This window comes from Streptomyces sp. NPDC033165 (assembly GCF_055577965.1).
This window is the reverse complement of record NZ_JBVIPK010000002.1, coordinates 184,697-207,799: the sequence shown is the minus strand read 5'-3', so window position 1 is coordinate 207,799 and position 23,103 is coordinate 184,697. Positions and strand designations below refer to the sequence as shown.

The following is a 23,103-nucleotide window of genomic DNA, read 5'->3' as shown; positions in this document are numbered from 1 at the left end:
GTCGGTGGTGCACAGCGCGGCCTCAGCCTGCGCCGATGTCGCACAGCACCGGACTCAGCCCGCGCCGACGTCACACAGCACCGGACTCAGCCCGCGCCGACGTCACACAGCACCGGACTCAGCCCGCCCGGTGGACCACCGCGTCGCACAGCTCCTCCAGCGCGGACTTCGCGTACCCCTCGGGCAGCGGCGCCAGCGTGGCGCGCGCCTCCTGGGCGTAACGCACGGTGTCCTTGCGGGCCTGGTCCAGCGCCGGGTGGGCGCGCAGTCGGCGCAGCGCCTCGGCGAGGACGGCGTCGTCGCTCAGGTCGCCGTCGAGCAGCTGGACGAGCTCCAGGTCGTCGGGCTTGCCGTCCTCGGCGGCCTGAGCGCGCAGCCGCAGGACCGGGAGGGTCGGGATGCCCTCGCGCAGGTCGGTTCCGGGGGTCTTGCCGGACTCGTGGGAGTCCGATGCGATGTCGAGGACGTCGTCGGCGAGCTGGAAGGCGATGCCGAGCCGCTCCCCGTACTGCGTGAGGATGTCCACGGTCCGCTCGTCCGCCCCGGACATCATCGCGCCGAACCGGCCGGAGACGGCGACCAGCGAACCGGTCTTGCCGCTGAGGACGTCCAGGTAGTGGTCGACCGGGTCGCGGCCGTCGCGCGGGCCCGCGGTCTCCAGGATCTGGCCGGTGACGAGCCGCTCGAAGGCCTCCGCCTGGATGCGGACCGCCTCGGGGCCGAGGTCGGCCAGGATGTGGGAGGCGCGGGCGAACAGGAAGTCGCCGGTGAGGACGGCCACCGAGTTGCCCCAGCGGGTGTTGGCGCTGGGCACCCCGCGCCGCACGTCCGCCTCGTCCATCACGTCGTCGTGGTACAGCGTGGCCAGGTGCGTCAGCTCGACGACGACGGCCGAGGGCACGACGCCCGGGGCGTCCGGGTCACCGAACTGTGACGCGAGCATGACCAGCAACGGGCGGAAGCGCTTACCCCCCGCCCGCACCAGGTGCTGGGCGGCCTCCGTAATGAAGGGCACATCACTCTTGGTGGCTTCGAGCAGCCCCGCCTCGACAGCGGCCAGGCCCGACTGGACATCGGCCTCAAGAGCCTGGTCCCGCACGTGCAGTCCGAACGGCCCGACGACGGTCACGAGGGCATCTCCTGTCTGCTGACGATCACACGCAATGTCGATGTGTCGCTGTCTTCATTCAACTCAGCGTATCCGGTCCCCTTTGGATCACCGTGGGCGGCTTCCCGCGACCGCCGGTATGTTCGTGATCAGCTCATACGATCGGGAGTGTCCGCCTTGTCCCACACCGCCGCCGGCACCGAGCAGGCCAAGCCGCCACCCGAAGACGATCATGCCTTCTTCGGGCAGCCGCGGGGCCTGATGACGTTGTCCGGCCTGGAGGTCTGGGAGCGGTTCTCGTTCCTCGGCATGCAGGCGATCCTGGTGCTGTTCTTCGCCGACTCGGTGGCGAACGGCGGCATGGACATGAACCCCGGCACCGCCGCCTCCGTGTCGGCCGCGTACGGGACCCTGGTCTATCTGGTCTCGGTCGCGGGCGGCTGGCTGGCCGACCGGATTCTCGGCTCGTACCGGGCCGTCCTGTACGGCGGCGTCCTCATCGCCTGCGGCCACTACTCGATGGCCGTGCCCACCGACGCGATGACCTGGGTGGGCCTCGGCCTGATCAGCGCCGGAACGGGCCTGCTCAAGCCCAATGTCGCCTCCATGGTCGGCAAGCTCTACCGCACCGAGGACGAGCGGCGCGACGCCGGCTTCGCCCTCTACTACATGGGCATCAACGTCGGCGCCTTCGCCGGACCGCTGATCACCGGCTGGCTCGGCGAGAACTGGAGCTGGCACTGGGGCTTCTCGGCCGCCGCGATCGGGATGACCTTCGGCCTGATCCAGTACGTCGCGGGCCGCCGTCACCTGGCCGGGCGTAAGCACGCCGCCGAATTCGCGCTGGCCCCCGACGCGATGCGCCGCGCGGTGCGGATGATCATCGGCGGGGCTGTGGTGGCCGCCGTCCTGGCCACCGCGCTGGCCCTGGCCGGCTGGCTCACGATGGACCGGTTCGTCGACGTCCTCACCGCCATCTCGGTGATCGCGCCGGTCGTCTACTTCGTGGTGATGTTCCGCTCCCCCCGGGTCACCGCCGAGGAGCGCGGCAGACTCCGCCCGTACGTCGTCCTCTTCCTCGGGTCCGTCGTCTTCAACTTCATCCTCTTCCAGGCGTACTCGACGATGATGCTGCTCGCGTCCGCCAACGCCCGGACCGAGATCTTCGGCTTCCACTTCCCCGCCAGCTGGTACGCCTCCGCGCTCGGCGCCTTCGAGGTGGCACTCGCTCCGGTGGTCGCCGCCGTCTGGGTCAGGATGGGCCCCCGCCAGCCGCACGCCTCCAACAAGATCGCGTTCGGCGTGATCCTCGGCGGGCTCTCCTTCCTGCTGATGGTCCTGCCCACCTCCGGCCACGCGGACGACGTGTACCGGATGGCGGCCTGGTGGATCGTCGGCTCGTATCTGCTGCTCGGCCTCGGCGACATCCTGCTGGAGACCTCCGGCATGTCCGCCACCACCAAGCTCGCCCCGAAGGCGTTCGCCAGCCAGACGATGGCGCTGTGGTTCCTCTCCCTCGCCCTGGCCAACGGCATCCAGGCCCAGATCGTGAAGTTGTACGGCCAGGTCTCCAACCCCGCGTACTTCGGCGTCAACGGGGCGATCGCGGTGGCGGCCGGGGTCGCGATGATCGTCGCCGCGCCCTGGCTGAAGCGCACGATGCACCCCGTCCACTGACCCGTACGCCGTCCGAGCACCCGGCCACCGACCCGTACACCGTCCGAGCACCCTCCCACCGACCCGTACACCGTCCGAGCACCCGCCCACCGACCCGTACATCGTCCGAGCACCCCGCCCCACCGACCAGCCCACCGACCGCCCCTCGGCCACTCCTCCGCCCCGCGTCGTCGTACATCGAGGTGACCCATGAACATCACGACCGAGTTCCCGTACGAGACGACCCACGAGGACGTGTACATCCCGCTGTCCGACGGCACCCGGCTCTACGCCCGGATCTGGCGCCCGCTGACCGACGAACCGGTCCCCGCCCTGCTGGAGTACCTGCCCTACCGGCTCAGCGACTGGACCGCCCCCCGCGACTGGCAGCGTCACCCCTGGTACGCGGGCCACGGCTACGCCTCCGTACGGGTCGACGTACGCGGTCACGGCAACAGCGAGGGGCTGCCGGGCGACGAGTACGACGCCCAGGAGCTGGAGGACGGAGTCGCCGTCGTCCACTGGCTGGCCCAGCAGGAGTGGTGCTCCGGCCGGGTCGGGATGTTCGGGATCTCCTGGGGCGGCTTCAACTCGCTCCAGATCGCGGCCCTCGCCCCGGAGCCGCTGAAGGCGATCGTCACCGTCTGCTCGGCCGACGACCGCTACGACAACGACGTCCACTACATGGGCGGCTCCGTCCTGGCCGTGGACATGCACGCCTGGGCCGCCACCATGCTCGCCTTCGTCTGCCGCCCGCCGGACCCGGCGCAGGTCGGAGACGGCTGGAAGGAGATGTGGCTGAAGCGGCTGGAGGCCGTCGACCCCTTCATCCACACCTGGCTGGCCCACCAGAGCCGCGACGACTACTGGAAGCACGGCAGCGTCTGCGAGGACTACGGGGCGATCAAGGCGAAGGTCCTCGCGGTCGGCGGCTGGCACGACCCGTACCGCGACACCGTCCTGCGCCTCGTCCAGCACCTCGCCCCGGAGCGGGTGCGCGGAATCATCGGGCCGTGGTCGCACCAGTACCCCGACCGGGGGCTGCCGCCGGGGCCGGGGATCGGCTTTCTCCAGGAGACCCTGCGCTGGTGGGACCAGCACCTCAAGGGCAAGGAGACCGGGGTGATGGCGGAGCCGCTGCTGCGGTCCTGGATCAGCGGCTCGCACCCGCCCGCCACCGTGTACGAGTCGCTGCCGGGCCGCTGGGTCGGTGACGCCTCCTGGCCGTCGGAGAACGTGACCCCGGTGGCGTACGCCCTCCAGGGCGGCGAGCGGATCGTCGCCTCGCCGCAGCAGACCGGCCTTGACGCGGGCCGCTTCTTCCCGTTCGGCAACGACGCGGACCTGCCACCGGACCAGCGCGACGAGGACGCGAAGTCGGTGTCGTTCGAGTTCCCGGTCGCCGACGCGCCGATCGAGATCCTCGGCCGCCCCCGGGTGAAGCTCCGCATCCGGATGGACGTGCCGCGCGGCCAGGCCATCGCCCGCCTCTGCGACGTGGCCCCCGACGGCTCCTCCACACTCGTCACCCGGGGCGCCCTCAACCTCGCCGCCCGGCACGGCCGCGACCGCGCCGACGACTGGCCGCCGGGAGAGACCGAGGACGTGGTCTTCGACCTCAACGGCATCGGGCACACCTTCCCGCCCGGCCACCGCATCCGGCTCGCGATCTCCTCCTCGTACTGGCCCTGGATCTGGCCGCAGGCCGGCTCGGCGGGGTTCACCCTCGACGCGGACGGCAGCTTCGTCGAACTGCCGGTGCGCCGTCACACCGAGGACCCGGCCATCAGCTTCGGCGAACCGGAACAGTCCGAACCGCTCGGCGTGGTCCACCCCGACACCCTGGAGGAGCCGCGCCCCGAACGCCTCGTCGTCCGCGATGTCGCCAAGGGCGAATGGCGGCTGGAGGTCGACCCCCGCTACGGCGGTACGCGGGTCTACCCCGACGGCCTCGAATTCACCGAGGACGCTCTGGAGGTGTACACGGTCCAGCAGGACGACCCGCTGTCCCCTCGGACCCGGTCCGACTGGACGATCCGGCTGCACCGGCCGGAGACGGCCTGGGACGTGAAGATCGAGACGCGCTCGGAGATCACCGCCGACGACCACGACTTCATCACCTCCAGCGAGGCGGTCTGCAAGGACGGCGACGAGATCGTCTTCCACCGCACCTGGGAGAAGCGGATTCCGCGCACGGCGGGCTGAGCGGGGCCGTGTTTCGTTCCCGGGTCCCCCGGATTTCCGGGGGACCCGGGAACGAAACCCCGGGAACCCTACGAACTTTCCGGGCAATGCACGCAGTTGGGGATAGTCAGGGCACTGCCGCTGGGTAGGAGCACCGACGTAACGTGTCCTCAACGCGACCTGGAAAGCGAGGCAGCACCACATGCCCGAGCAGAGCAGCCCGCTCGATCTGGCCGAGGGCGACCCCTTCGGCCCGCACAACCTTCCGTACGGTGTGTTCTCCACCCCCGACCACCCCGAGGACCGCCGGGTCGGCGTCCGCATCGGCAACCACGTCCTGGACGCCGGGGCCGCCGCCCACGCGCTGGGCTCCCCGTACGCGGGGCTGCTCGCCCAGCCGAGCCTGACACCGCTGCTCGCGGCGGGCCGCACCGCCTGGCGGGACGTACGCCGCGCGCTCACCGCCTGGCTGACGGTCCCCGCCCACCGCGCGGACATCGAACCGCTGCTGCACCCGGTGGACGCGGTGACCCTGCACCTGCCGTACGAGGTCGCGGACTACGTCGACTTCTACGCCAGCGAGCACCACGCCACCAACGTCGGAAAGATCTTCCGGCCGGACGGCGACGCACTCACCCCCAACTGGAAGCACCTGCCGATCGGTTACCACGGCCGCTCCGGCACCGTCGTGGTCTCCGGCACGGACGTGGCGCGCCCCAGCGGCCAGCGCAAGGCCCCCACCGACCCGGCGCCCGTCTTCGGGCCCTCGGTGAAGCTGGACATCGAGGCCGAGGTCGGCTTCGTCGTCGGTGTCCCCTCCGCCCACGGCACTCCCGTCCCGCTCGCCGACTTCCGCGAGCACGTCTTCGGGCTCTTCCTCCTCAACGACTGGTCCGCGCGCGACCTCCAGGCCTGGGAGTACGTGCCGCTCGGCCCGTTCCTCGGCAAGTCCTTCGCCACCTCCGTCTCCGCCTGGGTCACCCCGCTGGAGGCCCTGGACGCGGCCCGCACCGCGCCCCCGGCCCGGGACTTCCCCCTCCTCCCCTACCTCGACGACTCCGCGGACGAGGAGCCGGGCGGCTTCGACATCCGGATCTCCGTGGAGATCAATGGCCAGGTCGTCGCCGAGCCGCCGTTCGCCTCGATGTACTGGACGGCCGCCCAGCAGCTCGCCCATATGACGGTCAACGGCGCGTCGCTGCGCACCGGCGACCTGTACGGCTCCGGCACGGTCAGCGGCCCCGAGCCCACCCAGCGCGGCTCGCTGCTGGAGCTCACCTGGAACGGCCGCGACGCCCTGGAACTCCCCGAGGGCAAGCGGACGTTCCTGGAGGACGGCGACACGGTCACCCTGACGGCCTGGGCTCCCGGCCCGCACGGCACCCGCGTGGGCCTCGGCGACGTGACCGGAAGGATCGTCACCGCGCCATGAGCTCCCCCGCCCCCTCCCCCGCCCTGACACTGCCCGAGGAGATGCTGCTGCTCGCGCTGGACCCCCAGCGCGGCAAGCCGCTCTGCGCCCGCGACTACCTGCGTTACGCCACGGCCGGCGCGGTCTTGGCCGAGCTGGAGCTCCAGGGGCGGATACGCGAGGAGCGCGGCCGGGTCCAGGTGGTCAACCCCCTGGACCCGGCCGACCCGCTGCTCGCCTCCCTGCTGCGCACGCTGGACCCGCCGAGCAAGAGCCGCTTCCGCTCCGGGACCAACGCCAAGCGCTGGGTACGGCAGCACGCGCAGTACGCGGAGGAGAACCACCTGGACGCCCTGGTCCAGCGCGGCCTCCTGAGCCGGGAGACCCACCGCTTCCTCGGCCTGTTCCCCTACCAGCGCTACTTCCCGGTCCACCCGGACCTGCGCGCGGCAACCCTCCGGCGCTTCCAGCACGCCGAGGCCTACGGCTTCCCTGACCAGCGCAGCCGCATCCTGGCAGCGCTGGCCGCCGCGACCGGCCTCGCCACCACCCTGAGCGCCCAGGGCCACGGAAGCCGGGCCACGATGAAGCTCCTGCTCCGCGCCCAGTGGACCGCCCTGGCGGTCTACCGCAACGTCAAGCAGGACCGCTCCAACAGCGGAAGCGGTGACGGCGGGGGCTGGAGCGACGGCGGGGGCGGCGGCGGGTGTGGCGGAGGCGGGGACTGAGGGACCATGCCCGAACCCACGCCGACGGACTCGGCCCACCTGGCCCACCAGGCCTGCCCGGCCTGCCCGGACTGCCCGGCCTGCGGCAACCGCCCGGTGCAGGCCCTGCCCGCGAACCGTCGCCGCCGGTACGAGCTGTGGTGGGAGTGCGCCTCCTGTCCCTGGGTGGGCGTGCGGAACGCCGACGGCGGACCGCTGCGGACCATGCGGCGGCTCCGGGACGACTGGGCGGACTGCGTGTTCTGCGGCGAGGAGGCGGCCAACGTGGTGGGCGAACCGTTCGAGCGGGACGGCGAACGGCTGGACTGGCTGGTGTGCCTGGCCTGCGGCCGCAGCAACACCCGTCGGCTGGGCCCCTCTCAGGGCTGAGGCCGCCGGGGGCACGCCCCTGACCAGCCCGTCACCCGCGCGAGGCCCGCTCGCACGTTCGCGGCACCGGTATCCGGTTCCCGCCGGATACCCTGGTCGGGCCCGCGAGACTCCTCCCCCTGGGAGCAATGATGAGCATCGAGCCCGAGGCCTCCGAGCCGCGGTGGGCGGTCCGGCCCGAGGGCGGCTGGACCGCCGATGACCTGGACCTGACCGCCGTCACGGCCCGCCGCCGGGCGGCGAACCCGGAGTAGGACCCGCCGCCCCCGCCGCCCGGTACGCGACTCACTCGTACTCGGGCGGTTCCTCGTCCCAGGCGAACTCGGGGTCGCTGTACTGCGGGGCCGCGGGCGCCTTCGCACGGACCGGGGTCGCCGGGGTCGCCGGGGTCACCGCCGGACGGGCTGCCGGAGCAGGAGGCGTCGCCGGTCGTGGCGCGGAAGTTCCGACGGCTGCCGAAGCCTCCGCGACCGGCCCCGGAGACGTCTCCGCCAGGACCTCCAGCACTCCCTCCCCGTACGTCGCGAGCTTCTTCTCGCCCAGGCCGCTGATGCCCCCCAGCTCCCCGATCGTCGTGGGGTGGACGGTCGCGATCTCCCGCAGCGTCGCGTCGTGGAAGATCACGTACGCCGGGACGCCCTGCTCCTTCGCCGTCGCCCCGCGCCAGGCGCGCAGCGCCTCGAAGACCGGGACGGCGGACGGCGGGAGGTCGGCGGCCGCCGCCTTGCCCTTGGCCCCCTTGGCCCCACCGGCCGAGGACGACGAACGGGACGTCGGCTTCTTCGGCTCCTTGCGGAGCAGTACTTCCCGCTCCCGGCCCAGGACGCTCGCGCTCTCCTCGGTGAGGACCAGCGTGCCGTACTCCCCCTCGACCGCGAGCAGCCCCTGTGCCAGCAACTGGCGGACCACACCGCGCCACTCCGCCTCGGCCAGCTCCTCGCCGATGCCGAAGACGGAGAGCTGGTCGTGGTCGAACTGGATGACCTTGGCCGTCTTGCGGCCCAGCAGGATGTCGATGATCTGGCCCGCGCCGAACTTCTGGTTCCGTTCGCGCTTCAGCCGGACCACCGTGGAGAGCAGCTTCTGCGAGACGACCGTGCCGTCCCAGGTCTCCGGCGGGCTGAGGCAGGTGTCGCAGTTGCCGCAGGCGGCGGCCGTGGGCTCCTGGCCGAAGTAGGTGAGCAGCTGGACCCGGCGGCACTGGACCGTCTCGCACAGGGCCAGCATCGAGTCCAGGTGCGAGGACGCCCGGCGGCGGAACGCCTCGTCGCCCTCCCCGCCCTGGATCAGCTTGCGCTGCTGGACGACGTCCTGGAGTCCGTACGCCATCCAGGCCGTCGACGGCTCCCCGTCGCGGCCCGCGCGGCCGGTCTCCTGGTAATAGCCCTCGACGGACTTGGGGAGGTCGAGGTGGGCGACGAAACGGACGTCCGGCTTGTCGATCCCCATGCCGAAGGCGATCGTCGCGACGACGACGAGGCCCTCCTCCCGGAGGAACCGCGCCTGGTGGGTCGCGCGCGTCCCGGCGTCCAGGCCCGCGTGATACGGCACGGCCTGGATGCCGTTGCGGCAGAGATACTCCGCGATCTTCTCGGTGGAGTTGCGCGAGAGGCAGTAGACGATGCCCGCGTCCCCGGCGTGCTCCTCCTTGAGGAAGGTGAGCAGCTGCTTCTTCGGGTCGGACTTCGGCACGATCCGGTACTGGATGTTCGGCCGGTCGAAGCTGGCGACGAAGTGCTTCGCGTCCGGCATGCCGAGGCGGCGGGTGATCTCCTCGTGCGTGGCGTTGGTCGCGGTCGCCGTCAGGGCGATGCGCGGGACGTCCGGCCAGCGCTCGCCGAGCACGGACAGGGCCAGGTAGTCGGGGCGGAAGTCGTGGCCCCACTGGGCGACGCAGTGCGCCTCGTCGATCGCGAAGACGGAGATCTCGCCCCGGGCCAGCAGGGAGAGGGTGGCGTCCAGACGCAGCCGCTCGGGCGCCAGGTAGAGCACGTCCAGCTCGCCCGCGAGGAACTGGGCCTCCATCGAGCGGCGCTCGTCGAAGTCCTGCGTGGAGTTCATGAACCCGGCCCGGACGCCGAGCGCCCTCAGGGCATCGACCTGGTCCTGCATGAGCGCGATCAGCGGGGAGACCACGACGCCCGTGCCGCGGCGGACCAGGGACGGGATCTGGTAGCAGAGCGACTTTCCGCCACCGGTCGGCATGAGCACGACGGCATCGCCGCCCGCCACCACATGCTCGATGACCGCACCCTGCTCGCCGCGGAACGACTCGTACCCGAAGACGCGGTGCAGTGTCCGCAGTGCCTCGCTCTCGTCGCCCGCAGGGGTCTCGGTCACCGTCCCGGTCACATCCATGCTCACGCCCAATGCTCTGTCCCCCCGGGGAGCCGCGCATCCGGCCCCGCCCGTCCTGCTCTCGTCCCCGTCCACGATAGGCGGCTCCTACGACAACGCCGGACGGTCTGTGGAAAACGGACCGTCCGGCGTTGTCGTCGTACCTGCTGTGCGTGCCGTGCGCGGGCTACCGCACGAAGACCCCCGCCTGGCTCGCCAGGTCCAGGAAATACTGCGGGGCCAGGCCCAGCACCAGGGTGACGGCGACACCGACCGCGATCGTCGTCATGGTCAGCGGCGACGGGACGGCGACCGTGGGGCCGTCCGCCTTCGGTTCGCTGAAGAACATCAGGACGATCACGCGGATGTAGAAGAACGCCGCGACCGCCGACGAGAGCACACCGACGACGACCAGTCCGCCCGCGCCACCCTCGGCAGCCGCCTTGAACACCGCGAACTTCCCCGAGAACCCGGAGGTCAGCGGAATCCCGGCGAAGGCCAGCAGGAACACCGCGAAGACCGCCGCGACCAGCGGTGAACGGCGTCCGAGCCCGGCCCACTTCGACAGGTGCGTGGCCTCTCCGCCCGCGTCCCGGACCAGCGTGACCACGGCGAACGCGCCCACCGTCACGAAGGAGTACGCCGCGAGGTAGAAGAGCACCGAGGAGATGCCCTCCGGGCTGGCCGCGATGACACCCGCGAGGATGAACCCCGCGTGCGCGATCGAGGAGTAGGCCAGCAGCCGCTTGATGTCGGTCTGAGTGATCGCGACGATCGCGCCGCCCAGCATCGTGACGATCGCCACCGCCCACAGGACGGGACGCAGGTCCCAGGTGAGGCCCGGCAGCGCCACGTACAGCAGGCGCAGCAGGGCGCCGAACGCGGCGACCTTCGTGGCGGCGGCCATGAACCCGGTGACCGGGGTCGGGGCGCCCTGGTAGACGTCGGGGGTCCACATGTGGAACGGGACCGCGCCGACCTTGAAGAGCAGGCCGGTCAGGATCATCGCGCCGCCGATGAGCAGCAGCGCGTCGTTGCCCATGGTGTCGGCGAGGGCCGGGTCGATCTCCAGGACCGAGCCGTCGACGACGTTGGCGATGGTGGCGTACGAGAGGGAGCCCGCGTAGCCGTAGAGGAGGGCGATCCCGAAGAGCAGGAACGCCGAGGAGAACGCGCCGAGCAGGAAGTACTTCACGGCCGCCTCCTGCGACATCAGCCGCTTGCGGCGGGCGACGGCGCACAGGAGGTAGAGCGGGAGCGAGAAGACTTCGAGCGCGATGAACAGCGTCAGCAGGTCGTTGGCGGCCGGGAAGACCAGCAGACCCGCCACCGAGAAGAGGAGGAGCGGGAAGACCTCGGTGGTGGCGAACCCGGCCCGTACGGCGGCCTTCTCGCTGTCGCTGCCCGGCACGGCTCCGGGCTGGGCAGCGAAGGAGTCCACCCGGTTGCCGTGGGTGGTGGGGTCGAGCCGCCGTTCGGCGAAGGTGAAGACCGCCACCATGGCGACCAGGAGAATGGTGCCCTGGAGGAACAGGGTGGGACCGTCGATCGCGATGGCGCCCATGGCTGAGATCTGGGCCTTCGTGGTGCCGTAGCCCCCGGCCGCGAGGCCGACGATCGCGGCGAACGAGGCGGCGATCGCCGTCACCGTCAGGAAGAGCTGGGTGTGGTAGCGGGCCCGGCGCGGCACGAAGGCCTCCACCAGGATGCCGACGACGGCGACGCCCACGATGATCAGGACGGGCATCAGCTGGGTGTACTCGATCTTCGGCGCCGCGAACGAGTCGCCGGGCGCCGCCGAGGTCACCCCGCTCGCCGTCGTCCACAGACTGTGGACAGCTGTTGCGCTCACTTGGCGGCCTCCACCTCGGGCTGGGGGTCCTTCTTCTGTACGTCGGACATGGTGTGCTCCACTGCCGGGTTGACGACCTCGGTGAGCGGCTTCGGGAAGACGCCCAGGAAGATCAGCACGGCGATCAGCGGAACCGCCACCACCAGCTCCCGGGCCTTGAGGTCCGGCATGCCCCGGACCGGTTCCTGCACCGGCCCGGTCATCGTGCGCTGGTAGAGGACCAGGACGTAGAGCGCGGCGAGCACGATGCCGGAGGTGGCGATGATGCCGGCCACCGGATACACGCTGAACGTGCCGACCAGGACCAGGAACTCACTGACGAACGGGGCGAGTCCGGGCAGTGACAGGGTGGCGAGCCCACCGATGAGGAACGTCCCGGCCAGCACGGGGGCGACCTTCTGCACTCCGCCGTAGTCCGCGATGAGCCGCGATCCGCGCCGGGTGATGAGGAATCCGGCGACCAGCAGCAGGGCGGCCGTCGAGATCCCGTGGTTGACCATGTAGAGGGTGGCGCCCGACTGGCCCTGGCTGGTCATCGCGAAGATGCCCATGATGATGAAGCCGAAGTGCGAGATCGAGGCGTAGGCGATGAGCCGCTTGATGTCGCGCTGGCCGACCGCGAGCAGCGCTCCGTACACGATGGAGACCAGCGCCAGGGCGATGATCACCGGCGTCGCCCACTTGCTGGCCTCCGGGAAGAGCCCGAGGCAGAAGCGGAGCATCGCGAAGGTGCCGACCTTGTCGACGATCGCGGTGATCAGCACGGCGACCGGGGCGGTGGCCTCGCCCATCGCGTTGGGCAGCCAGGTGTGCAGCGGCCACAGCGGGGCCTTCACCGCGAACGCGAAGAAGAAGCCGAGGAACAGCCACCGCTCGGTGCTGGTCGCCATCTCCAGGGAGCCGTTGGCGCGGGCCTCGGCGATCTCGGAGAGCGAGAAGCTGCCCGCGACCACATACAGGCCGATGACCGCGGCCAGCATGATCAGACCGCCGGCCAGGTTGTAGAGGAGGAACTTCACCGCCGCGTACGAGCGCTGCGCCGCGGCGTTCTCGTCGGTGCCCGCGTGGGCCCGGTCGCCGAAGCCGCCGATGAGGAAGTACATCGGGATGAGCATGGCTTCGAACAGGATGTAGAAGAGGAAGACGTCGGTAGCGAGGAACGACAGGATCACCATGGCCTCGACCATGAGGATCAGGGCGAAGAAGCCCTGCGTCGGACGCCAGCGCGAGGACTTCGTCTCCAGGGGGTCGGCGTCGTGCCAGCCCGCGGCGATGACGAACGGGATCAGCAGTGCGGTGAGACCGAGGAGGGCCACCCCGATGCCGTCGACGCCCAGTTCGTAGCGGACGCCGAAGTCGGCGATCCAGGCACGGGATTCGGTCAGCTGGTAGCGGTCGCCGCCCGGTTCGAAGCGGGCGAAGACGACGCCCGCCAGGACGAGCGTGCCGAGCGAGAAGAGCAGCGCGAGCCATTTGGCCACGGTGCGCCGCGCGGCGGGGACGGCGGCGGTGGCGATCGCGCCGATCGCCGGGAGCGCCGCCGTCGCGGTCAGGAGGGGAAAGGACATGTGATCAGACCGCCCTCATCAGCAGGGTCGCGGCGATGACGACCGCCGCACCGCCGAACATCGAGACCGCGTAGGTGCGGGCGAAGCCGTTCTGGAGCTTGCGCAGCCGTCCGGAGAGCCCGCCGACCGATGCGGCCGTGCCGTTGACGACGCCGTCGACCAGGGAGTGGTCCACGTACACCAGCGAGCGGGTGAGATGCTCGCCGCCGCGGACCAGGACCACGTGGTTGAAGTCGTCCTGGAGGAGATCGCGCCGGGCGGCCCGGGTGAGGACCGAGCCGCGCGGAGCGACCACCGGGACCGGCTTGCGCCCGTACATCGTCCAGGCGATGGAGACACCGACGACGAGGGCCACCACGGTGGCTCCGGTGACCGTGGCCGCGCTGAGCGGGGAGTGCCCGTGGTCGTAACCGGTCACCGGCTCCAGCCAGTTGACGAACCGGTCACCGATGGCGAAGAACCCGCCGGCGAACACCGAGCCGAAGGCCAGCACGATCATCGGGATCGTCATCGACTTCGGGGACTCGTGCGGATGCGGCTCGCGGCCCTCCGCGTCGGGCTGCCAGCGCTTCTCGCCGAAGAACGTCATCAGCATCACGCGCGTCATGTAGAACGCGGTGATCGCGGCGCCCAGCAGGGCCACCGAGCCGAGGATCCAGCCCTCGGTACCGCCCTTGGCGAAGGCCGCCTCGATGATCTTGTCCTTGGAGAAGAAGCCGGACAGGCCCGGGAAGCCGATGATGGCGAGATAGCCGAGGCCGAAGGTGACGAAGGTGACCGGCATGTACTTCCGCAGGCCGCCGTACTTGCGCATGTCGACCTCGTCGTTCATGCCGTGCATCACGGAGCCCGCGCCGAGGAACAGCCCGGCCTTGAAGAAGCCGTGCGTCACCAGGTGCATGATCGCGAAGATGTAGCCGACGGGGCCGAGGCCCGCGGCCAGGATCATGTACCCGATCTGCGACATCGTGGACCCCGCCAGGGCCTTCTTGATGTCGTCCTTCGCGCAACCGACGATCGCACCGAAGATCAGCGTGACCGCGCCGACGATGACCACGACCAGCTGGGCGTCCGGGGCGGCGTTGAAGATCGCGCCGGAGCGGACGATCAGATAGACACCGGCCGTGACCATGGTCGCGGCGTGGATGAGGGCCGAGACCGGGGTCGGGCCCTCCATCGCGTCACCCAGCCAGGACTGCAACGGCACCTGGGCCGACTTGCCGCAGGCGGCCAGCAGCAGCATCAGGCCGATGGCGGTCAGCTTGCCCTGGCTCGTCTCGCCCGCCGACTCCAGCACCGGCCCGAAGGCGAAGGTGCCGAAGGTGGTGAACATCAGCATGATGGCGATCGACAGGCCCATGTCGCCGACCCGGTTGACCAGGAAGGCCTTCTTGGCGGCGGTGGCCGCGGTGGGCTTGTGCTGCCAGAAGCCGATGAGCAGGAACGACGCCAGACCGACGCCCTCCCACCCGACGTACAGCAGCAGGTAGTTGTCGGCGATGACCAGGATCAGCATCGCCGCGAGGAACAGGTTGAGATAGCCGAAGAAGCGGCGCCTGCGCTCGTCGTGCTCCATGTAGCCGATGGAGTAGATGTGGATCAGCGTGCCCACACCGGTGATGAGCAGGACGAACGTCATCGACAGCTGGTCGAGCTGGAAGGCGATGTCGGCCTGGAAGCCTTCCACCGGAATCCAGCTGAACAGGTGCTGGTGCAGGGCCCGGTCCTCGGCGCCCTTCCCCAGCATGTCGGTGAACAGCACGAGGCCGATGACGAACGAGGCGGCGGCGAGCACCGTACCGAGCCAGTGGCCGGTGCGGTCCAGTCGACGTCCGCCGCAGAGCAGGACCGCCGCTCCGAGCAGGGGCGCCGCGACGAGCAGCGCGATCAGGTTCTCCACGTTTCCGGACCCCTTACAGCTTCATCAGGCTGGCGTCGTCGACCGAGGCCGAGTGGCGGGAACGGAACAACGACACGATGATCGCGAGCCCGACGACGACTTCCGCGGCGGCGACGACCATCGTGAAGAAGGCGACGATCTGCCCGTCGAGGTTGCCGTGCATCCGGGAGAACGCGACGAGCGTCAGGTTGCACGCGTTGAGCATCAGCTCGACGCACATGAACACCACGATCGCGTTCCGCCGGATCAGCACCCCGGAGGCGCCGATCGCGAACAGCATGGCCGCGAGGTAGAGGTAGTTGACCGGGTTCACTTGGCGGCCTCCGAGTTCTCCGCCGCGGAAGCGGGACCGGCCCCGCGCGCCGTGGCGTCCGCGTCGTCGCGTCCGAGCCGCTCGCCGGAGCGCTGCTCCAGAGCCTTGAGATCGGCGAGGGACTCCTGCGAGACGTCACGGATCTGGCCGCGTCGGCGCAGGGTCTGCATGACGGTGAGCTCGGACGGCGTGCCGTCGGGGAGCAGTCCGGCGATGTCCACCGCGTTGTGCCGGGCGTAGACGCCGGGGGCGGGCAGCGGCGGCAGGTGCTTGCCGCGTACGCGCTCCTCGGACATCTCCCGCTGGGTCTTGGCCCGTTCGGTGCGCTCGCGGTGCGTGAGCAACATCGCTCCGACGGACGCGGTGATCAGCAGGGCGCCGGTGATCTCGAAGGCGAAGACGTACTCGGTGAAGATGAGATTGGCGAGCCCCTCGACGTTGCCGCCGTACCGGGCGTTGGCGTCGCCGAGCCCGTTGAACGTGCTCAGCGACGCGTGGCCGATGCCCGCGATCAGCAGGATGGCGAAGCCGAGGGCGCAGCCCAGCGCCAGCCAGCGCTGGCCCTTGAGGGTCTCCTTCAGGGAGTCCGCCGCGGTGACACCGACGAGCATGACGACGAAGAGGAACAGCATCATGATCGCGCCGGTGTAGACGACGACCTGGACGATGCCGAGGAAATACGCCCCGTTGGCGAGGTAGAACACGGCCAGGATGACCATCGTCCCCGCGAGCGACAGGGCACTGTGCACGGCCTTCTTCATCAGGACCGTGGCGAGCGCGCCGATCACGGCGACGGTGCCCAGGATCCAGAACTGGACGGCCTCGCCGGTGGAGGTGGTGGCGGCTGCGGCCAGCGCGTTCACGCGTCCACCTCCTTGTCCTGCCGGGCGTCGGCGGCCCGGGTCGACTCGATCGGGTCCTCGTCCGACTTGCCGTTCTCGCCCTTGGACACGGCCGTCTGCCGGACCGTGCCGGGCGCGGCCTCGGTGACCAGGCCCCGGTAGTAGTCCTGTTCGTCCATGCCGGGGAAGATCGCGTGCGGGCTGTCGACCATGCCTTCGTCCAGGCCCGCGAGCAGCTCGTCCTTGGTGTAGATGAGGCTTTCGCGGGTGGTGTTGGCGAGCTCGAACTCGTTCGTCATCGTCAGCGCCCGGGTGGGGCAGGCCTCGATGCAGAGTCCGCAGAGGATGCAGCGCGCGTAGTTGATCTGGTAGACGCGGCCGTAGCGCTCTCCCGGGGAGTAGCGCTCCTCCTCGGTGTTGTCCGCGCCCTCCACGTAGATGGCGTCCGCCGGACACGCCCAGGCGCACAGCTCGCAGCCGACGCATTTCTCCAGGCCGTCCGGGTGGCGGTTGAGCTGGTGGCGGCCGTGGAAGCGGGGCGCCGTGACCTTCGGCGTCTCCGGATACTGCTCGGTGAGCCGCTTCTTGAACATGGCCTTGAAGGTCACGCCGAAGCCGGCCACGGGGTTCTGGAACTTCTCCCCCGCTCCCTGTTCGCCCGAGGACCCAGCGGATCCCGATGAGCCCGTGAGCTCTGGTTTCTCAGACACCGCCGGCCTCCTTTCCGTCACTCGCGTTTCCGTCACTCTGAGTATCGGGCCCACCACTGACAACGAGCTCCCGCTCCCGCCGTGGCCTGCGCCTGGGCACCGGTGGCAGGGTCTGTCCGGGCAGTGGTGGCACCGGATACCCGCCCGCCATCGGGTCGAATGCGGGCTCCGGACCGGCCGCTTCCGCCTCGGCCCTGGACCTGCGGTCGCGGAACATGTCGACAACGAAGGAGATCAGCAGGATCGCGATCACGCCCGCGGCGACATACAGCACGATCCGGGAGAAGTCGTATCCCTCGTTCCGCAGGGCGCGGACGGTGGCCACGAGCATCAGCCAGACCACTGAGACCGGGATGAGGACCTTCCAGCCGAGCTTCATCAGCTGGTCGTAGCGGACCCGTGGCAGGGTGCCGCGCAGCCAGATGAAGAAGAAGATCAGCGCCTGGAGCTTGAGGAAGAACCAGAGCATCGGCCACCAGCCCTGGTTCGCCCCCTCCCAGAACGCGGACACGGGGTACGGGGCCCGCCAGCCGCCGAGGAACAGCGTCACCGCGATCATCGACACGGTCACCATGTGGATGTACTCGGCGAGCATGAACATCGCGAACTTGATGGAGCTGTACTCGGTGTTGAAGCCGCCGACGAGGTCGCCCTCGGACTCCGGCATGTCGAACGGTGCCCGGCTGGCCTCACCGACCATGGTCACCATGTAGATGAGGAAGGAGACCGGGAGCAGGATGATGTACCAGCGGTCCGCCTGCGCCTCCACGATCGTCGAGGTCGACATCGACCCGGAGTAGAGGAAGACCGAGGCGAAGGCGGCGCCCATCGCGATCTCGTAGCTGATCATCTGGGCACAGCTGCGGATCCCGCCGAGCAGCGGGTACGTCGAGCCCGACGACCAGCCGCCGAGGACGAATCCGTACACGCCGACCGCGCCGACCGCGAGGATGTACAGGGCGGCGATCGGCAGGTCGGTCAGCTGCATCGTGGTGCGCGTGCCGAAGATCGAGACCTCGTTGCCCGCCGGGCCGAAGGGGATCACCGCGATCGCCATGAAGGCGGGGATCGCCGCGAGGATCGGCGCGAGGACGTAGACCGCCTTGTCCGCGCCCTTGACGACCACGTCCTCCTTCAGCATCAGCTTGACGCCGTCGGCGAGGGACTGGAGCAGCCCCCAGGGGCCGTGCCGGTTGGGGCCGATGCGCAGCTGCATCCAGGCCACGACCTTGCGCTCCCACACGATCGAGAAGAGCACGACCAGCATCAGGAACGCGAAGCAGAAGACCGCCTTGAGGAGCACCAGCCACCAGGGGTCGGTGCCGAACATCGAGAGATCCTCGGCGGCGAGGACGGCACGCTCGGGCGCCGTCGTGAGTGCGGTGAGGCCAGTCACGCTCGTACCTCCGATGGTTCGACGGGTGCACCTGGCGCGGCGGCGGGGCCGATCCGCACCAGGCCGCCGGGGTTCGCACCGGTGTCGGCGGGGATGCCGCCTCCCACCGAGTTCAGCGGCACCCAGACCACCCGGTCCGGCATGTCGGTGACGGCCAGGGGCAGTTCGACGGTGCCGGCGGGTCCGGTGACGGCGAGCAGGTCGCCGTCCTTGACGCCGGTCTCGGCCGCGGTGGTGGCCGAGAGGCGGGCGACGGCCGCATGCCGGGTCCCGGCGAGCGCGGTGTCGCCCTCCTGGAGCCGGCCGAGGTCGAGCAGCATCCGGTGGCCCGCGAGGACCGCCTCACCGTCGCCGGGCCGGGGAAGCGGCTGCGCCGACTCGTGCGGGTCGTCCGCGTGGCCGCCCTCCCAGCCGCCGAGCCGGTCGAGCTCGCGGCGGGCGGCGGCCAGGTCCGGCAGCGCGAAGTGCACGTCCATGGCGTCGGCCAGCATGTGCAGCACGCGCGAGTCTGTCGGCGAGAGCGTCCGGGACATCTGCTCGGGCTTCAGTGCGGCCTGGAACATCCGGACCCGGCCCTCCCAGTTGAGGAAGGTGCCGGACTTCTCCGCGACGGCGGCGACCGGGAAGACCACGTCGGCCCGGTCGGTGACCGCGCTCGGCCGCAGCTCCAGGGAGACCAGGAAGCCGACCCCGTCCAGTGCCTCGATCGCGCGGGCCGGGTCGGGCAGGTCCTCGACGCCGACGCCGGCGACGAGGAGCGCGCCCAGTTCGCCGGTGGCCGCGGCCTCGACGATCTGGCCGGTGTCGCGCCCGTAGCGGGAGGGCAGTTCGGCGACGCGCCACAGGGACGCCACCTCGTCCCGGGCCCGCGGGTCGGTGGCCGGGCGGCCGCCGGGCAGCAGCGAGGGGAGTGCGCCCGCCTCGACCGCGCCCCGGTCGCCCGCCCGGCGCGGAATCCACACCAGGCGTGCGCCGGTGGCCGTTGCGATGCGCACGGCGGCGGACAGTGCGCCGGATACCCCGGCGAGCCTCTCGCCGACGATGATCAGGGAGTTCTCCGCGCGCAACGCCTCCGCGGCCGCGGCCCCTTCGCCCTCCAGGCCGACGCCGCCCGCGAGCGCGTCCAGCCACTCGGTCTCGGTGCCGGGGGCGGCGGGCAGCAGCGTGCCGCCCGCCTTCACCAGGCCTCGCGTGGCGTGCGAGGCGAGCGCGAAGGTCCGCTGGCCGCTCTTGCGGTGGGCCTTGCGCAGCCTGAGGAAGACGCCGGGGGCCTCCTCCTCGGACTCGAACCCGGCGAGCAGGACCGCGGGGGCCTTCTCCAGCGCGGTGTACGTGACCCCCTCGCCGTCCAGGTCCCGGCCGCGTCCGGCGACCCGGGCGGCCAGGAAGTCGGCCTCCTCGCTGCTGTGGACCCGGGAGCGGAAGTCGATGTCGTTGGTGTCGAGGGCGACCCGGGCGAACTTGCTGTACGCGTAGGCGTCCTCCACGGTCAGCCTGCCGCCGGTCAGTACGCCGGTACGGCCGCGGGCGGCGAGCAGACCGGTGGCCGCGGCCTCCAGCGCCTCGGGCCAGCTCGCCGGTTCCAGGACGCCTTCGGCGTTGCGGACCAGCGGGGTGGTGAGCCGGTCACGCTGCTGGGCGTAACGGAAGCCGAACCTCCCCTTGTCGCAGATCCACTCCTCGTTGACCTCGGGCTCGTTGGCCGCGAGGCGCCGCATGACCTTGCCGCGCCGGTGGTCGGTCCGCGTGGAACAGCCGCCGGAGCACTGCTCGCACACCGAGGGGGTGGAGACCAGGTCGAAGGGGCGGGAGCGGAATCGGTACGCCGCCGAGGTCAGCGCGCCGACCGGGCAGATCTGGATGGTGTTGCCGGAGAAGTACGACTCGAAGGGGTCGCCCTCGCCGGTGCCGACCTGCTGGAGGGCGCCGCGCTCGATCAGCTCGATCATCGGGTCGCCCGCCACCTGGTTGGAGAACCGGGTGCAGCGCGCGCAGAGCACGCACCGCTCGCGGTCCAGCAGCACCTGGGTGGAGATCGGGACGGGCTTCTCGAAGGTCCGCTTCCTGCCCTCGAAGCGGGAGTCGGCTCCGCCGTGCGACATCGCCTGGTTCTGGAGGGGGCACTCGCCGCCCTTGTCGCAGACGGGGCAGTCCAGCGGATGGTTGATCAGCAGCAGCTCCATCACGCCCTTCTGCGCCTTCTCGGCCACAGGAGAGGTGATCTGCGACTTGACGACCATGCCGTCGGTGCAGGTGATGGTGCAGGAGGCCATCGGCTTGCGCTGGCCCTCGACCTCGACGATGCACTGACGGCAGGCGCCTGCCGGGTCGAGGAGCGGGTGGTCGCAGAACCGCGGGATCTCGATGCCGAGGAGTTCCGCGGCCCGGATGACCAGGGTCCCCTTGGGGACGCTGATCTCGATGCCGTCGATGGTCAGCGTGACCAGGTCCTCGGGCGGTACGGCCGCCTCGCCGCCCCCGGAGGGCGCACTCGTGGTGACTGTCATGCGTTCACCCCCCGGTGAGCGTTCTTGCCTTCGGCGTTCTTGTCGTCGGCCCATGCCGTGGACCGGGCGGGATCGAAGGGGCAGCCCTTGCCCGTGATGTGCTGCTCGTACTCCTCGCGGAAGTACTTGAGGGAGGAGAAGATCGGCGAGGCCGCGCCGTCGCCCAGCGCGCAGAACGACTTGCCGTTGATGTTGTCGGCGATGTCGTTCAGCTTGTCGAGGTCCGACATCTGGCCCTTGCCCGCCTCGATGTCGCGGAGCAACTGGACCAGCCAGTAGGTCCCTTCGCGGCAGGGCGTGCACTTGCCGCAGGACTCGTGGGCGTAGAACTCGGTCCAGCGGGTGACCGCCCGCACGACGCAGGTCGTCTCGTCGAAGCACTGGAGCGCCTTGGTGCCGAGCATGGACCCGGCGGCGCCGACGCCCTCGTAGTCGAGGGGCACGTCGAGGTGTTCGTCGGTGAACATCGGGGTGGAGGAGCCGCCCGGGGTCCAGAACTTCAGCCGGTGGCCCGCCCGCATGCCGCCGCTCATGTCGAGGAGTTGACGCAGCGTGATGCCGAGCGGTGCCTCGTACTGGCCGGGGCTGGTGACATGGCCACTGAGCGAGTAGAGCGTGAAGCCCGGGGACTTCTCGCTGCCCATCGACTTGAACCAGTCTTTGCCCTTGTTCAGGATCGCGGGAACCGAGGCGATGGACTCGACGTTGTTCACCACAGTGGGGCAGGCGTACAGACCGGCGACCGCAGGGAAGGGGGGTCGCAGCCGGGGCTGGCCACGCCGTCCTTCGAGAGAGTCGAGCAGCGCGGTTTCCTCACCACAGATGTACGCACCCGCACCCGCGTGCACCGTGAGTTCCAGATCGAGTCCTGAACCCAGGATGTTCGTCCCCAGATATCCCGCCTCGTACGCCTCTCGTACGGCCTCGTGCAGTCGTCGCAGCACGGGTACGACCTCACCGCGCAGATAGATGAACGCGTGCGACGAACGGATCGCGTAACAGGCGATCACGATGCCCTCGATGAGGCTGTGCGGGTTCGCGAAGAGGAGCGGGATGTCCTTGCAGGTCCCCGGCTCCGACTCGTCGGCGTTGACAACTAGATAGTGCGGTTTGCCGTCCCCCTGCGGGATGAACTGCCACTTCATCCCGGTGGGGAAGCCCGCGCCGCCGCGTCCGCGCAGACCGGAGTCCTTGACGTACGCGATGAGGTCGTCGGGCGACATGGCGAGCGCCTTGCGCAGGCCCTCGTAGCCCTCGTGGCGGCGGTAGGTGTCCAGGGTCCAGGAATCGGGCTGGTCCCAGAAGGAGGAGAGGACGGGCGCGAGCAGCTTCTCGGGGCTCGTCCCGTTGCGGTCGATCTCGGCGGCCAAGGTCATCACTCCCCCTCCTCGGCTGCGGGCCCGGCCGGGTGCTCCGGGTCGGAGGCCGAGGTCTGCTGCGGTGCGTCGTGCGAGCTGAGGTGCTCGGACGGCGAAGGGTCGTGCGGCTGCGCGCCGTGCGGGCGCTCACCGCGCGGGGAGACGACGCGTGCCTGGGGCAGCGCCTCGCCCTTGGCCAGCTTCAGCCCCACGAGGGAGGCGGGGCCCGCCCCGCCGGTGGCCTCGACGGCACCGGGGCGCTCGTCGGGGAACCCGGCCAGGATGCGGGCGGTCTCCTTGTACGAGCAGAGCGGTGCGCCCCGGGTGGGCTCGACGGTCCGCCCCGCGATCAGGTCGTCGACGAGCCGCGTGGCGCTCTCGGGCGTCTGGTTGTCGAAGAACTCCCAGTTGACCATCACGACGGGCGCGAAGTCGCAGGCGGCGTTGCACTCGATGTGTTCGAGGGTGACCTTGCCGTCGTCGGTGGTCTCGTTGTTGCCGACCCCGAGGTGCTCCTTGAGCGTGTCGAAGATGGCGTCGCCGCCCATGACCGCGCACAGGGTGTTGGTGCAGACGCCGACCTGGTAGTCACCGCCCGCCCTGCGCCGGTACATGGAGTAGAAGGTGGCGACGGCGGTGACCTCGGCGGTGGTGAGGTCGAGCGTCTCGGCGCAGAAGGCGATGCCCGTACGGGAGACGTATCCCTCCTCCGACTGCACGAGGTGCAGCAGCGGCAGGAGGGCGGAGCGGCTGCTGGGATAGCGGGCGACCACCTCCTTCGCGTCCGCGTCGAGCCGGGCGCGTACCTCGGCCGGGTAGGGGGTGGCGGGGAGCTGCGGCATCCCCAGACTGACGTCTTGGCGT

Annotated in this window: 17 protein-coding genes and 1 pseudogene; 6 read left to right on the top strand and 12 right to left on the bottom strand. The window is 70.5% G+C overall.

Features of this window, described 5'->3' with window-relative positions; translation table 11 throughout:
• Nucleotides 1–118 precede the first annotated feature (118 nt).
• Nucleotides 119–1,129 (bottom strand): polyprenyl synthetase family protein, encoded by a 1,011-nt coding sequence (locus tag ACZ5WC_RS05225; protein ID WP_468539568.1) that lies wholly within the window; start codon nt 1,127–1,129, stop codon nt 119–121.
• A gap of 156 nt (nt 1,130–1,285) precedes the next feature.
• On the opposite strand from ACZ5WC_RS05225, the gene ACZ5WC_RS05220 reads away from it, so the two are divergent.
• The 6 genes and pseudogenes from ACZ5WC_RS05220 to ACZ5WC_RS05195 all read left to right on the top strand — a co-directional run.
• Nucleotides 1,286–2,785 (top strand): peptide MFS transporter, encoded by a 1,500-nt coding sequence (locus ACZ5WC_RS05220; protein ID WP_468539951.1) that lies wholly within the window; start codon nt 1,286–1,288, stop codon nt 2,783–2,785.
• 189 nt (nt 2,786–2,974) lie between these two features.
• Complete coding sequence (locus ACZ5WC_RS05215) at nt 2,975–4,969, top strand: CocE/NonD family hydrolase (RefSeq protein ID WP_468539567.1); 1,995 nt, start codon at nt 2,975–2,977, stop codon at nt 4,967–4,969.
• A gap of 181 nt (nt 4,970–5,150) precedes the next feature.
• A complete protein-coding gene (fahA, locus tag ACZ5WC_RS05210) occupies nt 5,151–6,380 on the top strand; it encodes a fumarylacetoacetase (protein WP_468539566.1) in 1,230 nt (409 codons plus the stop codon).
• A complete protein-coding gene (locus tag ACZ5WC_RS05205) occupies nt 6,377–7,087 on the top strand; it encodes a GOLPH3/VPS74 family protein (RefSeq protein ID WP_468539565.1) in 711 nt (236 codons plus the stop codon). The genes fahA and ACZ5WC_RS05205 overlap by 4 nt, the downstream gene beginning before the upstream one ends.
• Nucleotides 7,088–7,093: 6 nt before the next feature.
• Nucleotides 7,094–7,456, top strand: coding sequence for a hypothetical protein (locus tag ACZ5WC_RS05200; protein WP_468539564.1), 363 nt, complete (start codon nt 7,094–7,096; stop codon nt 7,454–7,456).
• A gap of 131 nt (nt 7,457–7,587) precedes the next feature.
• Nucleotides 7,588–7,665, top strand: a pseudogene (locus ACZ5WC_RS05195) (Uma2 family endonuclease); the annotation flags it as partial.
• A gap of 76 nt (nt 7,666–7,741) precedes the next feature.
• On the opposite strand, the gene recQ reads toward ACZ5WC_RS05195, so the two are convergent.
• The 11 genes from recQ to nuoE all read right to left on the bottom strand — a co-directional run bounded on the left by recQ (nt 7,742) and on the right by nuoE (nt 23,081).
• Nucleotides 7,742–9,814, bottom strand: a complete 2,073-nt coding sequence (gene recQ / locus ACZ5WC_RS05190) for a DNA helicase RecQ (protein WP_468539950.1) — start codon at nt 9,812–9,814, stop codon at nt 7,742–7,744.
• Between the two features lie 166 nt (nt 9,815–9,980).
• A complete protein-coding gene (gene nuoN / locus ACZ5WC_RS05185; RefSeq protein WP_468539563.1) occupies nt 9,981–11,645 on the bottom strand; it encodes an NADH-quinone oxidoreductase subunit NuoN in 1,665 nt (554 codons plus the stop codon).
• Entirely contained in the window at nt 11,642–13,213 is a 1,572-nt protein-coding gene (locus ACZ5WC_RS05180; RefSeq protein ID WP_468539562.1) for an NADH-quinone oxidoreductase subunit M, read from the bottom strand. Before ACZ5WC_RS05180 ends, nuoN begins: the two co-directional genes overlap by 4 nt.
• 4 nt (nt 13,214–13,217) lie before the next feature.
• Nucleotides 13,218–15,113, bottom strand: coding sequence for an NADH-quinone oxidoreductase subunit L (gene nuoL / locus ACZ5WC_RS05175; RefSeq protein ID WP_468539561.1), 1,896 nt, complete (start codon nt 15,111–15,113; stop codon nt 13,218–13,220).
• Nucleotides 15,114–15,126: 13 nt separating this feature from the next.
• Nucleotides 15,127–15,426, bottom strand: coding sequence for an NADH-quinone oxidoreductase subunit NuoK (nuoK, locus tag ACZ5WC_RS05170; RefSeq protein ID WP_468539560.1), 300 nt, complete (start codon nt 15,424–15,426; stop codon nt 15,127–15,129).
• Nucleotides 15,423–16,289: an NADH-quinone oxidoreductase subunit J gene (locus tag ACZ5WC_RS05165; protein WP_468539559.1), complete on the bottom strand. Its 867-nt coding sequence runs from the start codon at nt 16,287–16,289 to the stop codon at nt 15,423–15,425. Before ACZ5WC_RS05165 ends, nuoK begins: the two co-directional genes overlap by 4 nt.
• On the bottom strand, nt 16,286–16,978 hold the full coding sequence (gene nuoI, locus ACZ5WC_RS05160) for an NADH-quinone oxidoreductase subunit NuoI (RefSeq protein ID WP_468539558.1): 693 nt from the start codon (nt 16,976–16,978) through the stop codon (nt 16,286–16,288). Before nuoI ends, ACZ5WC_RS05165 begins: the two co-directional genes overlap by 4 nt.
• Complete coding sequence (nuoH, locus tag ACZ5WC_RS05155) at nt 16,971–18,374, bottom strand: NADH-quinone oxidoreductase subunit NuoH (protein ID WP_468539557.1); 1,404 nt, start codon at nt 18,372–18,374, stop codon at nt 16,971–16,973. Before nuoH ends, nuoI begins: the two co-directional genes overlap by 8 nt.
• Entirely contained in the window at nt 18,371–20,881 is a 2,511-nt protein-coding gene (locus ACZ5WC_RS05150) for an NADH-quinone oxidoreductase subunit G (RefSeq protein WP_468539556.1), read from the bottom strand. The genes nuoH and ACZ5WC_RS05150 overlap by 4 nt, the downstream gene beginning before the upstream one ends.
• A complete protein-coding gene (gene nuoF, locus ACZ5WC_RS05145) occupies nt 20,878–22,260 on the bottom strand; it encodes an NADH-quinone oxidoreductase subunit NuoF (RefSeq protein ID WP_179500000.1) in 1,383 nt (460 codons plus the stop codon). Before nuoF ends, ACZ5WC_RS05150 begins: the two co-directional genes overlap by 4 nt.
• On the bottom strand, nt 22,257–23,081 hold the full coding sequence (gene nuoE / locus ACZ5WC_RS05140) for an NADH-quinone oxidoreductase subunit NuoE (protein ID WP_468539555.1): 825 nt from the start codon (nt 23,079–23,081) through the stop codon (nt 22,257–22,259). The genes nuoF and nuoE overlap by 4 nt, the downstream gene beginning before the upstream one ends.
• Nucleotides 23,082–23,103: the final 22 nt, after the last annotated feature.

What these genes read in the sequence shown, in the direction of transcription:
- ACZ5WC_RS05215 (WP_468539567.1), top strand. Translation starts at nt 2,975, where the DNA reads ATGAACATCACGACCGAGTTCCCGTACGAGACGACCCACGAGGACGTG.
- fahA (WP_468539566.1), top strand. Translation starts at nt 5,151, where the DNA reads ATGCCCGAGCAGAGCAGCCCGCTCGATCTGGCCGAGGGCGACCCCTTC.
- ACZ5WC_RS05205 (WP_468539565.1), top strand. Translation starts at nt 6,377, where the DNA reads ATGAGCTCCCCCGCCCCCTCCCCCGCCCTGACACTGCCCGAGGAGATG.
- ACZ5WC_RS05200 (WP_468539564.1), top strand. Translation starts at nt 7,094, where the DNA reads ATGCCCGAACCCACGCCGACGGACTCGGCCCACCTGGCCCACCAGGCC.
- recQ (WP_468539950.1), bottom strand. Translation starts at nt 9,814, where the DNA reads ATGGATGTGACCGGGACGGTGACCGAGACCCCTGCGGGCGACGAGAGC.
- ACZ5WC_RS05180 (WP_468539562.1), bottom strand. Translation starts at nt 13,213, where the DNA reads ATGTCCTTTCCCCTCCTGACCGCGACGGCGGCGCTCCCGGCGATCGGC.
- ACZ5WC_RS05150 (WP_468539556.1), bottom strand. Translation starts at nt 20,881, where the DNA reads ATGACAGTCACCACGAGTGCGCCCTCCGGGGGCGGCGAGGCGGCCGTA.
- nuoE (WP_468539555.1), bottom strand. Translation starts at nt 23,081, where the DNA reads ATGCCGCAGCTCCCCGCCACCCCCTACCCGGCCGAGGTACGCGCCCGG.